Annotated in this window: 13 protein-coding genes and 1 tRNA gene; 8 read left to right on the forward strand and 6 right to left on the reverse strand. The window is 52.3% G+C overall.

From position 1 onward, the window contains the following. Window positions 1–47: 47 nt before the first annotated feature. Window positions 48–1,520: a DUF1501 domain-containing protein gene (locus tag KOR42_RS06015; RefSeq protein ID WP_231740693.1), complete on the forward strand. Its 1,473-nt coding sequence runs from the start codon at window positions 48–50 to the stop codon at window positions 1,518–1,520. 116 nt (window positions 1,521–1,636) lie between these two features. Here the strand turns inward: KOR42_RS06015 and KOR42_RS06020 are convergent, their stop codons facing one another. Both KOR42_RS06020 and KOR42_RS06025 read right to left on the reverse strand, forming a co-directional pair. Continuing rightward, on the reverse strand, window positions 1,637–2,164 hold the full coding sequence (locus tag KOR42_RS06020) for a DinB family protein (RefSeq protein WP_146507929.1): 528 nt from the start codon (window positions 2,162–2,164) through the stop codon (window positions 1,637–1,639). A gap of 185 nt (window positions 2,165–2,349) precedes the next feature. Further along, window positions 2,350–2,802, reverse strand: a complete 453-nt coding sequence (locus KOR42_RS06025; protein WP_146507931.1) for an ankyrin repeat domain-containing protein — start codon at window positions 2,800–2,802, stop codon at window positions 2,350–2,352. 358 nt (window positions 2,803–3,160) lie between these two features. Between KOR42_RS06025 and KOR42_RS06030 the strand changes: the two genes are divergently transcribed. Next, the gene (locus KOR42_RS06030) at window positions 3,161–3,520 is read left to right on the forward strand and encodes a cupin domain-containing protein (protein ID WP_146507933.1); all 360 of its coding nucleotides are present in this window, start codon (window positions 3,161–3,163) and stop codon (window positions 3,518–3,520) included. Between the two features lie 41 nt (window positions 3,521–3,561). On the opposite strand, the gene KOR42_RS06035 is transcribed toward KOR42_RS06030, so the two are convergent. Together KOR42_RS06035 and KOR42_RS06040 are read right to left on the reverse strand one after the other, a co-directional pair. After that, window positions 3,562–5,052, reverse strand: coding sequence for a sulfatase-like hydrolase/transferase (locus KOR42_RS06035; RefSeq protein WP_146507935.1), 1,491 nt, complete (start codon window positions 5,050–5,052; stop codon window positions 3,562–3,564). A gap of 100 nt (window positions 5,053–5,152) precedes the next feature. Then, a complete protein-coding gene (locus KOR42_RS06040; protein ID WP_146507937.1) occupies window positions 5,153–6,571 on the reverse strand; it encodes a DUF1501 domain-containing protein in 1,419 nt (472 codons plus the stop codon). 513 nt (window positions 6,572–7,084) lie between these two features. Between KOR42_RS06040 and KOR42_RS06045 the strand changes: the two genes are divergently transcribed. From KOR42_RS06045 to KOR42_RS06055, 3 genes are all read left to right on the forward strand, one after another. Further along, a complete protein-coding gene (locus KOR42_RS06045) occupies window positions 7,085–8,014 on the forward strand; it encodes a dihydrodipicolinate synthase family protein (protein WP_146507938.1) in 930 nt (309 codons plus the stop codon). Between the two features lie 50 nt (window positions 8,015–8,064). Continuing rightward, window positions 8,065–8,481 (forward strand): YkgJ family cysteine cluster protein, encoded by a 417-nt coding sequence (locus KOR42_RS06050; RefSeq protein ID WP_146507940.1) that lies wholly within the window; start codon window positions 8,065–8,067, stop codon window positions 8,479–8,481. Between the two features lie 105 nt (window positions 8,482–8,586). Next, on the forward strand, window positions 8,587–9,675 hold the full coding sequence (locus KOR42_RS06055; RefSeq protein ID WP_146507942.1) for a hypothetical protein: 1,089 nt from the start codon (window positions 8,587–8,589) through the stop codon (window positions 9,673–9,675). Between the two features lie 73 nt (window positions 9,676–9,748). Here the strand turns inward: KOR42_RS06055 and KOR42_RS06060 are convergent, their stop codons facing one another. Then, entirely contained in the window at window positions 9,749–10,843 is a 1,095-nt protein-coding gene (locus tag KOR42_RS06060) for a phosphatidate phosphatase App1 family protein (protein WP_146507944.1), read from the reverse strand. 316 nt (window positions 10,844–11,159) lie between these two features. Further along, entirely contained in the window at window positions 11,160–11,585 is a 426-nt protein-coding gene (arfB, locus tag KOR42_RS06065; RefSeq protein WP_146507946.1) for an alternative ribosome rescue aminoacyl-tRNA hydrolase ArfB, read from the reverse strand. A 320-nt stretch (window positions 11,586–11,905) separates the two neighbouring features. Between arfB and KOR42_RS06070 the strand changes: the two genes are divergently transcribed. From KOR42_RS06070 to KOR42_RS06080, 3 genes are all read left to right on the forward strand, one after another. Next, a complete protein-coding gene (locus KOR42_RS06070) occupies window positions 11,906–12,811 on the forward strand; it encodes a YdjY domain-containing protein (protein WP_146507948.1) in 906 nt (301 codons plus the stop codon). A 136-nt stretch (window positions 12,812–12,947) separates the two neighbouring features. After that, window positions 12,948–13,021, forward strand: a tRNA-Arg gene (locus KOR42_RS06075). Between the two features lie 164 nt (window positions 13,022–13,185). Continuing rightward, window positions 13,186–14,349, forward strand: coding sequence for a tyrosine-type recombinase/integrase (locus tag KOR42_RS06080; RefSeq protein WP_146507950.1), 1,164 nt, complete (start codon window positions 13,186–13,188; stop codon window positions 14,347–14,349). The last annotated feature ends 2 nt before the right edge of the window (window positions 14,350–14,351 follow it).

Here is a 14,351-nt window from a genome sequence, read left to right on the forward strand (position 1 = left end):
CTGAGCATCCGTTGTTCGCGATCGTCATCGAAAGTGATGTGAGTCTGATGAAATCTCCTCAGAAGCTGAATCAACACGAGTCCATGGCTGCCGAGAACGTTGCTCGACGCAGATTCCTTCAACAACTCTCCGCCGCATCTCTGGCGGCAATGGCTTCAGGAGCGCCTCGCCGACTTGCAGCCGAAGATGAGGAGCCGGTCGAGAATCCGGAACCGACCGCAGACTCTTGCATTCTGCTTTGGATGGCCGGAGGAATGGCAGCTCCGGAAACCTTCGATCCAAAACGATATCGGCCGTTTGAACCAGGATTGCCAGTTGCTGACGTGCTAAGCACGTTTCCGTCCATCGACACAAACGTCGATTCGATCAAGATTTGTCAGGGGCTTGAAGGGATCGCCTCTGTCATGGACAAAGCGACGCTGGTTCGTTCCGCCGTTCAACCTGATCTTGGAAGTATCCTGCATAGCCGGCATCAGTATCATTGGCACACCGGGTATGTTCCGCCACAAACGGTTGCATGCCCGCATCTGGGCTCCTGGATGGCGAAAGTTTTGGGACCGGTCAATCCCATCATGCCTGCCTTCGTCAACATTGGACAACGTTTGGAAGGAGTCGGTGAGAAAGAAGAGCTGAAGGCGTTTACGACGGCGGGATTCTTCGGAAGTGAATATGGTCCGATGAATCTTCCTTACCCCGATCAAGCAGCGGCGTCGGTTCAACCGCCTCCGGGAATGACAGGCGCTCGATTCAGTCGTCGTGAGAAGCTTTATCAGAATCTCGTAAAGATGAGTCCGCAGAACGAGTACGTGAGCGACTATCAACAGGAGTCGATGCTGCGATCGCTCGACAAAGCATCACGACTCTTAAGCGACGATGCACGCTACGCTTTCGATATCCACCGCGAACCGAAGGAGACTTACGACAAATACAATACAGGTCGTTTCGGTCAAGGGTGCCTGCTCGCCAAACGGCTCGTCGAAGCTGGCACTCGTTTTGTCGAAGTCACAACGGAGTACGTTCCGTTCCTTCACTGGGACACGCATAACAGCGGGCACTCGACGGTGGAACGACTTCATCGCGAGATTGATCGTCCGATTCAACAGCTGATTCTCGATCTCGACAACGACGGTTTGCTTGACCGCACGCTTGTGATTGTCGCTTCCGAGTTTAGTCGAGATGCCATTATGGAAGGTCAGCCTGGCTCAAATGCAAACGATCAGGCGACGTTCAAAGTCGATACGATGACTGAAGAAAAACACTATGGCCTGCACCGTCACTTTACCGGAGGAACAAGTGTCTTGATGTTTGGCGGAGGGCTGAAACGAGGATTCTTGTATGGACAGACCGCAGACGAACGTCCTCTTCTTGCAATCAAAGACCCTGTCTCGGTGATGGACTTGCATGCCACGATTATGCATGCCATGGGGATCAGTCCCCGCACCGGATTCGATATCGAAGGGCGACCGTTTTATGTCACCGAAGATGGTAAGGGGCTCCCGGTCATGGATCTGTTTGCGTAGTCGATCCAGACCGGCGAGCGCATCAGAGTTTTTGTTCGCAATTATCTGCACGGCCGCGCACGGATTACGTTCAATGGAATCGGCAAAGGCGAGCACAGTGGAATCGCGAACAGGACTTAAGCGGACCCCATTCCTTCCATTCGACGCCAGGCACTGAATTGTCCGAGGTGCATCATCATGTGGCCTCCGCAGTAAAAGGCGTGCATTGATGCAATCGACGGAAACAGTTCGACAGTTCGTCCTTCACCGGGATTCGGCTTTTGGAATTCTGCGTCGGGCGTTTTCTTCAACTCCCCAAGAGCTGCTTCATAGCCTTGGAAGAATGATCGAACGACTTCTTCCATTGGCGGATAAATCACTCCATCTGGATCATCCTGACAAGCGGCAGTCTTCGAGAAGACTTCTTGACTCTTCTCAGAAGGTAACAAGCTGGAGCCATTTCCGCCCAACTGTTCAACGATCACAGTCGGGTAGAGGCTGAGGTGTCCGATCACGAACGCCGGGTGATTGGATTCTACGACGACTCCTCCAACATTGGCGAACCTTGCGAATCGATCTGCCGCGACGTCTTTCAAGAGGCGTTCCGCATAGCTCAGAGACATTTGCAGGCTGTCGGAGATTGTGGTGCCGATGGACCGTGACATGTTTTGCTTTCTATCGTGATAAACCAGTTTTGTATTTCGAATGAATCATTGGACGAGATGTCTGCGATGGACTGCAGGATGATTTCAAGGTCATCGCTTCTCGTCAATCAATTCGGCGCAGCTTCTGTTGGCGTATGAACCACTGACTTGCTGCTTTTTTTGATTGATCCGGGTCTTCAACGCCGCTATTCAAACAGGCGTCGAATTCTTTCCGACCTGCAGGACTTCGCAAGTGTACGGAGAGGTTCGCCAGATCTCGAGACAGCATCCCGTAATGCTGGAAAGCGGATCAGAGAGCGTTCAATGATTCTGATATCCTCGTGATCGATGGCTTCCACGAGATCATCAATTTCCATCGCGAGAAGTCCGCCGCGTCGCCTGAGAAATTCGATCGCCCAACCCGCCGGAGTCGCGCTGAACTCTCCGTCTCGGAGATTGACGTCCGCTCCCGCTTCAATCAGAAATTCGGCGATTTCTCGATGTCCGCGAAGTGTTGCGTAGTGAAGAGGTGATGCACCGTGATCGTCGAGTGCATGAACGCAGTTTGGATCTTCTTCGACGGCTTGTTGGACTTCGTCCAGATCGCCAAGATGCACGGCGGAAAAGACAGGGGCAAGTGCGTTAAATCCTTCCGGCATTGGACTGGCCTCCCCAGAAGTCTCGATCTTCTTGAACGCGAATCGAACGAGTGAAGTTGCCGTCCTTGATTGATTCGAAGTTCAATTCACTTCCTTAGGATCACGTCAATGAAGATTCTCGAAAGCGATGCTCAACGGTATGATAACACAATTCGTTATCAGTCTCGACACAATTCCTCAGTTGTCTTGTAAATGCACAATACGCGTTCATTGAATTCACCGAAGCGAGTTGTCCGTTTTGGGGACAGGCTGTAAATTGGCGTTGACACTTTTGATATACAGACTCACAAAAGGTCACGGTTTGTAGCGATCAAGAGGATTTCGAAACTGAGTATTTTCAGTGCGACGAGGAAGAGTTATGCAAGCAGGCTTTCTTGACTTAAATCAAATCCCTGCAGTGGAAGTCTTTCCCGGTTGCCGACTGAGAACGCCTCATGGCGAGAACTTGATGTTGTCCTATCTGGAGATGGATGAAGGGGCCGTCATTCCGTCTCACTCGCATCCCCACGAGCAAGCGGGGATTCTGCTTCAGGGGAAACTAGATCTGACAATCGAGGGCGAAATGCGGACTGTTGAGCCGGGGGCGATGTTTCTCATTCCCGGCGGAGTGGAACATATGGCGGTCGCGAGCCATGGGCCCGTCGTTGTCCTCGATGTGTTCAGCCCCGTTCGCGAAGACTATGCGCAGCTTGTGGCGTCACAGTCGAGTTCCAAATAGAACACACTGTCGTTCCCACGCAGATTGCGTCACTCTTTGCGTCAATTTTGTGGGAGTGACGGGAGGTCTTTTCTCCATTTCAATAGCTGTCGACGCAGGCGTTTCGTGACCTTGGGGTGCTCCGCCGAAACATCGTGAACTTCTGTGTCAGATGATTTGAGATCGTAGAGTTGAACGTCGCTCCCGTCAGCGTTGATCAGCAACTTCCAACGACCGTCCCGCACTGCAAGATTGGGGCTCTGATCTTCTTTCAGTCCAGGCTTGAGGTAGCTGGGATCTCGGCCGTATTCCCAAAACAAGGGGCGTGTGCGCTGACCTTTCCCCGTCAACAATTTCTCACCGAGGTCTTCGCCATCGAAATACTCATCAGCACTTGAGTTGACTCCGTTCGCAGTCAAAACCGAACTGAGTTCAATTCCCGCAAGAGCGGTCAGGGTGGGGAAGAAATCGACTGTCGAGAAAATAAGTTGTTTGTTGATGGTGTTCGGGGTAATCTTTCCGGGCCAGCGTGCAATCATGGGCATTCGGATTCCGCCTTCGTAGAGCGACCATTTTCGCCCGCGAAATCCGGCTGTGCTGCCTGCTGGGAGATGCTCGGTTTTGTAATATCGTCCCCAGGCTGTGGGACCGTTATCGCTTGTCAGGAGGACCAGTGTGTTGTCGTTCAAGCCTTCTTCATCGATCGCATCGATCAGCCTTCCGATCTGCTTGTCCATCTCAACAAGAACAGCGAAGAACTTCTGTTCGTTCGGGTTGTCTGTCACTGATGCGAATGCTTCCGCAGTTCCGGGAGCGGGTTTGTGTGCATCATGGACATCGTTGAGCCACAAGTGCAGGTAGAACGGATTCTCTTTATTCCGTTTCATGAACTCGATGCTGCGGTCAATGTAAATCAGGGTTTGCTCATGTTTCTCAACACGAGTAATGGTTCCTCGATTGAGTTTGGCACTCTGATCGGACAGCCCGCCGGGAGGAAGAATTCGGTCTCCGAGACCTTCGAAGGAGACAAGTGATTCATCGAAGCCGTATTCCGTTGGGAGTGGAGCATCGTCAACGTCTCGTCCTCCACCCTGATGCCATTTCCCGAAGTGTGCGGTTGCGTAGCCATTTGATTGAAAGGCTTTCGCGATGGTAGGAATGTCCGACCTTAAATAGTCCGCCATGCCACGGGCACGATTGCGTTTTCGATGATTGAGATAAGAGTTGATGAGGTGACGAGACGGGAACTGTCCCGTCGTGCATCCAACCCGTGAAGGAGAGCAAATCGGAGAGGCGACATAGAAATTCGTGAGCCGCACTCCCTCTTCCGCCAGTTTGTCGATGTGTGTCGTTTCAGGGTAATGGTCAATGGTTGAGGAATCCCAGCCATCCGTGCCTAAGTCGCGAAAGCAACTTAAGTCACCGTAACCCATGTCATCAATAAATATAAAGACGATATTGGGAGGTGTTGATTCCGCGCCGATCACTGAGGACGAAGTCGGAATTAAGAACAGGCAACAGAGGAGAGTGACTCGGCCGAGCGTCTGAAACATATTGGTTCCAATTATGGAGGAAGTCGACGTTGTGAAGATCAACGGTTGGCTCGGTCGGGCCAAACGTTGCGCGTTTTTGTGAACGTTAGTCCGGAGCGGTTCAGGAGAGAATGTCTTTGATGACGTGAGCTTCTTCAACCCCGGTGAGCCCGAGATCGAGCCCTTGAAACTTCACGGTGAATCGGTTGTGATCGATTCCGAACAGGTGAAGCATCGTTGCATGAAGATCTCGCACATGAGCGACGTTTTCAACAGCGTGGTATCCGAGTTCGTCGGTCGCTCCGTAACTCGTTCCGCCTTTGACTCCGCCTCCGGCCATCCACATCGAGAAACCTTTGATGTGGTGATCGCGGCCGGTTCCGCCCTTCTCTTGCGACATCGGGGTCCTGCCGAATTCCCCGCCCCAGATGACAAGCGTATCGTCGAGCATTCCGCGTAGTTTGAGATCCTGGATGAGAGCGTAGGTTGGCTTGTCAGTGAGGTCGCAGCAGATGTTCATATAACGCTCGAGCCCCCCATGATGGTCCCATCCCCGGTGGTAGAGTTGGATGAATCGGACTCCGCGTTCAGCCAGTCGCCGAGCAAGAAGACAGTTGGAGGCGTATGATCCATCGCCTGGCGTGGCTCCGTACATGTCGAGAATGTGCTTGGGTTCGCCGCTCATGTCCATCAGTTCCGGAACAGATGTCTGCATTCGGAACGCCATTTCGTAAGCTGCGATTCTGGCGTCGACTTCTGGGTTCTGAATCGACTGATTTCGGTGGCGATTTAACTCGTTCACAGCATCGACGAGTTGTCGTTGTTGCGACAGTGTGACTCCTTGAGGAGGGCGAACGTAGTAGACAGGGTCACCGGTCGAACTGAACTCGACACCCTGATACTGGCTTGGCAAAAATCCTGAGGACCACTGACGCGAAGCGATCGGTTGAGGATTTCGTCCTCCGACGCTGGTCATCACGACGAATCCGGGGAGGTCTTGTGTTTCACTTCCGAGCCCGTATGTGATCCACGATCCCATCGAAGGGCGTCCACTGATGGCGGTCCCGGTGTTCATGAATGTGTGAGCGGGATCGTGATTGATCTGCTCTGTCACAAGCGATTTGACGACGCAGAAGTCGTCGGCCATTTTCTGGTGCCACGGAAGGAAATCACTGATGAGCTGGCCACTCTCCCCATACTTTCCAAATTTTGTGAGTGGCTTCTGGCACTTTAACTCCTGCCCTTGCAACTGGGCAATCGGTTGCCCGGCGGTGAACGATTCAGGCATCGGTTGTCCGTGCAATCGTTCAAGTTCCGGCTTGTAATCGAACGTTTCGAGATGAGACGGCCCGCCTGCCATGCACAGGAAAATGACACGTTTGATCTTTTGGGGTAAATGCGGGAGTCCAGCCTGCCCGCCTGTCTCAGTTCCTCCAGCTTGGAGTTGATCGGAGAAAATGAGGTTCGAGAGTGCGGCACTCCCAAGTCCCACGCCCGAACTGGAAAGAAATGTCCGTCGATTGAGGATTTGATCAAACATTCTGGAAAAGAACCGTTAGTATCGTCTTGTGATCGGAGTACAGCCCGTCCATCGGACGTCAACAATTGTGATTGTAGGTTGTCGCATCAATGATCGTCGAGGTGACGAGCGAATTTTTCGTCGGGGATTGTATGAACTTCACGAGCCAACGACGGCATCTCGCTGCTTCGAACTTCTGCATGTGATCACAAATTGAATCTTCCGCAGAAAACGTTTGTGCGTTCAGCTGCTCGCAGTCATGGTGATCGATTGAGGAATCAGCGCGCGATCCTTCCAATCGATGGCTCAGCGATTACATTGTTGACTTGGAGTTGTCTCAAATCCGCCACACAATCGAATGGGGACATTCGAAGTTCTTTCGAGCTGAAAGATTTGAGTTGACACCTTGAGCGAAGCGTCGTGTGCAAGAAATTCTCTCCGACCGATGACTCAGTCCATTTTTCCTGAGTTGTTGCGAGCGAGTCGATCATCCCATTCGAGAAATATTCAATCCTTCAGACCGAGTCAGTAGCTATGTCGACAGAGTCGATTTCTTTCCGAGGAATTCTTCCCCCTCTCATCACTCCGTTGCTGTCCCGCGATGAAATTGACATCGTGGGAACTCACCGGTTGATCGATCATGTGATCGCCGGAGATGTCCACGGGCTGTTTGTTCTCGGAACAAGTGGAGAAGCTCCGAGTTTGAGCCATGCGACTCAGCGAGAGTTTTTGAAAGTCGCGGCCGATCAGATTGGCACTCGAGTCCCGATGCTCGTCGGCGTGACAGATACGTCGCTGTCGGAGTCGATTGAGTTCTCGAACTACGCCGCAGAATGTGGAGCCGATGCGGTTGTTCTGGCCACACCTTATTATTTCCCGATGCATCAGGACGATCTGAAACGCTATGTGACCGAATTCGCAAGCGAGGTTTCGGTTCCCTTCTTGCTGTACAACATGCCAAGCCATACGAAGGTGAGCTACGAAATTGACACCTTGCGTGATCTGCTTGAGCTTCCGAATCTTCTCGGGGTCAAAGACAGCTCCGGGAACATGCAGTATTTCAACAAGCTTGTGGAGTTGAAACAGGAACGCGAGGACTTTGTTGCGTTGATGGGACCGGAAGAACTGATGGGGCAATCCGTGCTGATGGGGGGAGACGGAGGCATCTCCGGTGGAGCGAATCTCGTCCCCGAGTTGTATGTCAGTCTCTATGAAGCTGCCGTTCGTGGCGAACTGCGTGAAGTGCTTCGGTTGCAGCAACAGGTGATGCGACTGTCTCGCAAGCTTTACGAAGTGGGAGCACCTCCGACTTCTTACTTGACCGGAATTAAATCGGCGCTCGGGATTCGGGGAATCTGCAGCGATCGAATGTGTGAACCGCTTTATCAGATGCCTGCGGAAAAGCAGCAGACGATCCGTCGACATCTGGAAGATCTTGGAATCGTGGAACGAGTTGTTTCCTGAATGTCGATCAAATCGTGGGTCAGGAACAAGAATGGTAGGTGCATTGAGCGATGAGCAGCGACGTTTGGTATCAGGACGGGCTTCAGTTTTCATGTTCGCAGTGTGGAAACTGTTGCACGGGGACACCGGGATATGTCTGGGTCACCGACAAAGAAGTGGAAGCAATCGCCGAATATCTCGATAAACCGGTTGGGGAAATTCGACTTCTCTACACACGTCCTGCCAGAGGAATTGTGTCGCTTCGGGAGTTCGCGAACGGAGACTGTATTTTCTTTGATGGTGAGAAACGCGGCTGTCAAATCTATCCGGTCCGCCCGGCACAATGTCAGACGTGGCCGTTCTGGCGAGTGAATATCGACACGCCTGAAAAGTGGGAAGAAACCAAAAGGATCTGCCCCGGAGCTGGTCAGGGAGAGTTCGTCAGCCTTGAGTCGATTGAAGAGCAGTTGGAAAGAACGCATCTCTAAATACACACTGCCATTCATTGTGAACAGGCAGATTGATGGATCGCTCTTGTGATGGTGAGCAGCATGGTCGTATTATTCTAAAAACGTTTATCAGTGGATGGACCCATGCCTTCTGTAAAAAAACTGCTCGCCTTCGGAGTCGTCTTGAGTCTCTTCTGGGGGATCCATAGCCCCGATCTGTTCGCGCAGACTCCCAGAGAACAGACCATCCTCTCGATCGATATTCTTCTTCCTCGCAACTCAACGGACATCGTCAGAGCACAAGAGTGGGGGCGGGTTTTCGAGAAACTCGGCCACAGCGTACGCATCTCGCGTCCAGTCGGGAAAGAAGAGCCTTCAATCAAAGAAACAACTCGTGGTTCACTGAGGGTCGTCAGGCTCAAGGGGGCAATGGATCGAGACGGCTTACTCTATTTCCCTGACGTCGTCTTCAAAGTTGGCGAGTCCGAACAACTCAAGACCTGGCTCGACGAACTGATCGTCTACGGAGCACAAGGCGCCCCGGAAGGAAAGAAGCTGTGGGGACTCAATCAGACGCAGTTCGAACAGGTTCTGAAACAGCTTTCTCAGCCCGTAGAGTCGTCAACTCTCGAAAAGTCATTCGAGGCAGCGATCGCAAGTTTACCATTCTCGAAGGACGTTCCACTTGTTGTTGACCCGCAAGCTCAGAAGCAATTTGGCTCCGTCCAAGAACAGATTGTCCAGCAGGAATACTCTGGGCTCACATTGGGAACGGCTCTCGCAGGATTGCTGAACGACTTCGGGTTGGGGTTCATGCCTTTGCGAACTCCCGACGGAACGCTTCAACTCTCCGTGCGACGGAAACAGGAACTGACGAACGGTTGGCCGATCGGCTGGAAAGTCGATGACCTGACGCCCCGAAATCAGATCGCCCCTGCTTTGTTCGAATTTGTACGGACCGGTTTTGAGAACCGACCGCTCACTGAAGTGCTTGCTGCAATCGCCTCACAGACAAAAGTGCCCGTTGTCGTCGATCTGCCAGCATGCAAAGAGAAAAGTATCGATCCTTCGGCTTCTCTGGTTTCCTACCCTCAAAAGCAGACAGCCTGGGCAGTGGTTCTGGCATCGGTGGTCCGCCAGGGGAAACTCACTCACAGCATCCGACAAGATGAAGCTGGGAAGCCCGTCGTCTTGGTGGCTCCCTTCGTCCCTTATCGACTCGAAGAGAAATAAGGATCAATTCCGCAACTTCGCTCCCCTGCCCGATTCGCGGAATTCTTAGCGGCAAGCTTTGACTGTATTCACGTCAACTGGCTGAACGCTGGCCGATGAAACTGGTCCAGTCGAGTTCTTCCGGTGATTCAAAGATTGACCAGCGGTCTGAACTGAGATTTGAGAACCTTGCAGCGATCTCAGCGCGGCTGTACCGGTGATATCCATCGCTGAGATATCGAATCGCAACGTGCGAAACCTGATCCCGAAAGCGTTCGGCGATCTCGGCGTAAAGCTCGGCATCGCGTTCTCCGGAATCACCGCACAGGACGAATTGGCGTGCGGAAAAACTGCGAAGAAGAGTTTCGATTGTCTTTCGTTTCGATTCGTATGCCGCCTGCCGTTTCCAGTTTTTGCGCAACTCGCTGAGGCGAACATTTCTCAAGTGCAAACTACCGGTCGGAAACGCGTCTTTGTCCAGCCATGACACAAGCGGGTCGTAAAGTGGCCACGGGCTCGAGGAGACATAGTGAAAGCTTGTGCCGAGTGAAGCGAGTCGCTGATATGTTTCCGGCATTCCCGGAACGGCTTGAAATTCACGAGTGAAGGTATTTGCAAGCAATTCGCGGCGGTCGGCAACGTTCGTGACTTTGATCGTGTCGTCGATATCCGAGATGACGGAAACTCCCTCCGGGGAAATCAATTCGACCTCACCAGCGAAGAACCGGTCGTCGTCCTCCGGAAGATGAACGCAAAGCTGCACGAATCTTCGTCCGAACTGATCGACCTGGATCGACGGTTCGAGTTCCGTTTGTGGGACGGTGACTGTCGTGCGGAAGTGGCCGTCTGGTGATGATTTCGGCAAGACAAAGGCTTGCTCGGCGATGGCGATCGGGACCGAAATGTTCGCTTTACTGACATTCAAGAAAAGGTCGGCTCGATCGCGAAAAAGCCGATGGATCTGGGCATCTTTTTCCGGCTTCACCACACGTTTGAAAAGGTGAAGCAACACCGTTTTTCGAATATGGCGGCGCGTGGGGGCATAGATCTTGCCGTGAATCTCAAGATGCCAGCACTTCCCCGCTGGGCTGTAGAACGCGTAGCTGCGAAAGAATACGACACTTTCTCGCGCACGTACGGAACGTTCTTGAATGCCCGGCAGAGAGTTGACTGGGATCGATTCCGCCATAAGTGTCGTCGTTAGTTGTTGAACTGAGGGTGGAGTGGTGTTTCACTTCGACAGGAACACACTCTGCCGAAACTTCCATTTCAAAGTTCAGAACCCACATTTCTCAGCCGAGTGTACCATTTTCCAGCACGGTTCGTCACGCCAATTCCAATGAAGTTGCCGGCATCTCTCACGAGTGTTCACAAAGGGCCGATCTCAGTTTTCTTCGAGAGATTGAGAACATGATTGGAAAAAGTTTTCGCGAATTCCAACGAGCGAAGACAATGAAGAACCTGTCAAATTGCCCCGGCGAATTCACTGTCGGGGACGAAATGTTCTAATCCTCTTTCGGTGGCCGACGCGATTGTTTGCGGTCTGATCGTCTCTTCTTCTCGCGTAAACGTTTCTCTTTAGCCCATCTTGGTAGGCGTGTTGGCTTACGTTTCTTCGCGGGTGCCAATGCTTCAACGACCATTTGCCGCAGTCGGTTCAAACAGTCTCGCCGATTTCTTTCCTGATCGCGAAACTGCTGACTGTTGATGCGGAGCACGCCCTCTTCTGTGATCCGATTTCGCTCCCGAATCAGAAGTCGTTTGAGAACGTCGGGGGGAAGCGTCTCGTTTGCCTTCGCGTTCCAGAAGAGTTGTGCCTGGGAATTGACTTTGTTGACATTCTGGCCGCCCGGTCCAGAACTTCGTGCGTAGCGAAATTCAATCTCAGCCAACGGAATCGAAATTCTCGGCGTAATAAACAGCTCACTCATTGAATCGCACACGATTTCATGTTCTGACAGGAATCTCGCAAAGTTTCAGAAGCTGAGACCGCCAATCCCGAAAGGGTTCGCGAGTATTCAGTGGAGACGCGCCCCATTCCGAATCGAAGCAATCACAAATCGTATCAGACCCCTGCCCGTTCGAAGAACCCCGATTCGCACACAACAGCTTCGGTTCGGCGGCAACGTATCAAAAGTTTTCTTCCCAAGAATCTCCTCCACGCAGGTCTTTCCCCTGTTCAAAGCAGACATTGTTTTGAACAATTCCAAGTGAGACTTTTGCAATTGTTTTCTCTAGCAAGCCTCCATGAATGATGAATCATCCACTGTTGAAGATCCTTCTAGCGTGTCTGTTCTGTTCGCTGTCCTCAGCTTCCGTCTGGTCAGACGATGAACCGACACAAGCGGCCGAAACTCCTCGACCTCTCAACAAGTCGGGGACGGTTCTGATCGACAAGCCAAACAATCGGTTGCTGCTGAAAACGACAATCTGCTTGCGAGAGGGATTGTTGGAGATGCTGCTATGTACGAAGCAAACGAAAGAACATGAATCGATCCTGACAATTGACGCCCCAGCATCATTGATTCATGCAGGATTGCTCGGGCTGGGAGCGAAACCCGGAAAGCCTGTGCAATTCCGGCCGGAATTCAAGCCCCCGCAAGGTCAGGTGATTGACATCTTTGTCAACTGGACAGATAAAAACGGGAAGTTGCACCGTGTTCCCGCTCAAAAGTGGGTGCGTTATGCCACCTATCGATATTTCGAAGCACCGCTCGCGAACCTTCCCCCTGGAGTTCCTGTCGATATCGGAGACGATTCTCTTCGCTATGACTCGATGAACAAGTTGCTTCTCTGGTTCGGAACGATGTCCGAAAGCAAGAAGGACGAATTTCTCAGCCTCAGCGAGAACGAGGAGTATCAAAAAGCAATCAAAACAATCTTCGATGCAAGTCAGGCCCGACAGATGAAAGCGAAATTCATCTTTGCAGGCAGCGGTTTTACGAAATTGGACGACGGAGAACTCTACTACCAGGCGGAAGCCGGAAGCGTGATTTGCGTCGCGAACTTTTCTGACGCAATGATCGACGTCAACATCGAAAGCACCGCAAGCGACGCAGCAGGCCGCTCCTTCGAACCATATACCGAACGGATTCCAGAAGTTGGCACAGAAGTGACAGTCGAACTGATTCCACTCAAAGCAGACACCAAAGAGTGAGCCACATCACCCGACGGCATCACCGTCATCCGAGGAGCCAACCCGAAAGACCACCATCCTTCACAAAATCTCAAGAAAATCACACTACAAATTGGATTGCGGACACGTCAAAAAGTCGTTAAGTTTCCCCTCCCAAGCACCCCTAGCTCAATTGGATAGAGCACCGGTCTACGGAACCGGAGGTTAGAGGTTCGAATCCTCTGGGGTGTACTAGACTTACGACGATTGACCTTCCTGGTGGCACAACAAATGGCACTGCAAACGAAGGTCAGAGGGTAAAATAGAAGTGCCCCGCAGGCTGCCACCTGCGAGGCACACGTAGTGAGCTTTCAGCCCGCCTGAGCAGTTCAGGTTCTTTAGCTGGAGGTTTGCAAATGAAGTTCTCCCAACCTTGGTATCGCAAGGCCCGCAAAGCGTGGTTTGTGACCCTGAACGGAAAACAGATCCGTTTGGGCGAGTCCAAAAAAGAAGCATTCGCCAAGTATCGTGTGCTGCTTAACGAGCCGACGACGCGTCAGGTTCAGACAGCGTCCCTGGTCGGCATCATTGATGCCTTCTTGGAGTGGGTGCAGAAAAACCGCTCGGAAGCCACCTATGAGTGGTACCGCTATCGCTTGCAGCGATTCGCTCAAAAGTACCCGGATCTCAGAGCCAGTGACTTGAAGCCGTATCATGTCGAACTCTGGGCCGACCAGTACAAGCACTCCCAAACGTCTCGGAGAAATTACCTGCGTTCGGTCAAACGCTGCCTGAAGTGGGCCAAGAAACAGGGCTACATCGACGGCAGCCCGATTTCTGACCTGGAAGTTCCCAGTGCCGAGCACCGCGAACTGGCACTTGATGCCGAGCAGTTTCAAGAGCTGTTGACCTTTGTGCGAAGTCCCGAGCTTCGTGACCTGCTTGTGGTCAGCTGGGAAACAGGCTGCCGACCACAAGAGTCGTTGCGAGTGGAAGCCCGTCACGTCGACCTGGAAAATCAGCGTTGGATCTTTCCCAAATCGGAATCCAAAATGAAACGGCTTTCGCGAGTTGTGTATCTTTCGAAGACGGCTCTTGAGATCACACGCCGATTGAAAGAGCAGCATCCCGAGGGAAAGCTGTTTCGAAACGCCAATGGGAAACCCTGGAGCAAGGATTCTGTCAATTGTGCCTTCGATGCGATTCGGTTTCGAATGGCACAGGCAGAAATGGAGCGACGCGGGGAAGTCATTTCCAATGAAGTGATCGCGACTTTTGTTCCCACCTTGTCGCCAACAAGGAAAGTCAATGGTGAGCTTGTCATCAAATCCGAAGGTGAGCTTCGCAGTGAAGCGAAAAGAAAGCTGCTTGCCAAACGGGCTGTCGAGCTCGTCCCTCGGTACTCTTTGTATGTCTTGCGTCATAGCTTTGCCACCAGGGCACTCAAGAACGGGATTGACAGTATGACGGTTGCATTGTTGCTCGGTCACAAGGACGCCTCAGTGCTGGCACGTGTCTATCAGCACCTCAATCAAGACCCAATTCATCTGCTGCGTCAGGCAGAACGAGCGGCAAGCTGACT

It is taken from the genome of Thalassoglobus neptunius, from assembly GCF_007859735.1.
Classification (GTDB): domain Bacteria; phylum Planctomycetota; class Planctomycetia; order Planctomycetales; family Planctomycetaceae; genus Thalassoglobus; species Thalassoglobus neptunius.

What these genes read in the sequence shown, in the direction of transcription:
- arfB (WP_146507946.1), bottom strand. Translation starts at nt 11,585, where the DNA reads ATGAGTGAGCTGTTTATTACGCCGAGAATTTCGATTCCGTTGGCTGAG.
- KOR42_RS06050 (WP_146507940.1), top strand. Translation starts at nt 8,065, where the DNA reads ATGAGCAGCGACGTTTGGTATCAGGACGGGCTTCAGTTTTCATGTTCG.
- KOR42_RS06030 (WP_146507933.1), top strand. Translation starts at nt 3,161, where the DNA reads ATGCAAGCAGGCTTTCTTGACTTAAATCAAATCCCTGCAGTGGAAGTC.
- KOR42_RS06035 (WP_146507935.1), bottom strand. Translation starts at nt 5,052, where the DNA reads ATGTTTCAGACGCTCGGCCGAGTCACTCTCCTCTGTTGCCTGTTCTTA.
- KOR42_RS06070 (WP_146507948.1), top strand. Translation starts at nt 11,906, where the DNA reads ATGATGAATCATCCACTGTTGAAGATCCTTCTAGCGTGTCTGTTCTGT.
- KOR42_RS06025 (WP_146507931.1), bottom strand. Translation starts at nt 2,802, where the DNA reads ATGCCGGAAGGATTTAACGCACTTGCCCCTGTCTTTTCCGCCGTGCAT.
- KOR42_RS06055 (WP_146507942.1), top strand. Translation starts at nt 8,587, where the DNA reads ATGCCTTCTGTAAAAAAACTGCTCGCCTTCGGAGTCGTCTTGAGTCTC.
- KOR42_RS06020 (WP_146507929.1), bottom strand. Translation starts at nt 2,164, where the DNA reads ATGTCACGGTCCATCGGCACCACAATCTCCGACAGCCTGCAAATGTCT.
- KOR42_RS06080 (WP_146507950.1), top strand. Translation starts at nt 13,186, where the DNA reads ATGAAGTTCTCCCAACCTTGGTATCGCAAGGCCCGCAAAGCGTGGTTT.
- KOR42_RS06040 (WP_146507937.1), bottom strand. Translation starts at nt 6,571, where the DNA reads ATGTTTGATCAAATCCTCAATCGACGGACATTTCTTTCCAGTTCGGGC.
- KOR42_RS06045 (WP_146507938.1), top strand. Translation starts at nt 7,085, where the DNA reads ATGTCGACAGAGTCGATTTCTTTCCGAGGAATTCTTCCCCCTCTCATC.
- KOR42_RS06060 (WP_146507944.1), bottom strand. Translation starts at nt 10,843, where the DNA reads ATGGCGGAATCGATCCCAGTCAACTCTCTGCCGGGCATTCAAGAACGT.
- KOR42_RS06015 (WP_231740693.1), top strand. Translation starts at nt 48, where the DNA reads ATGAAATCTCCTCAGAAGCTGAATCAACACGAGTCCATGGCTGCCGAG.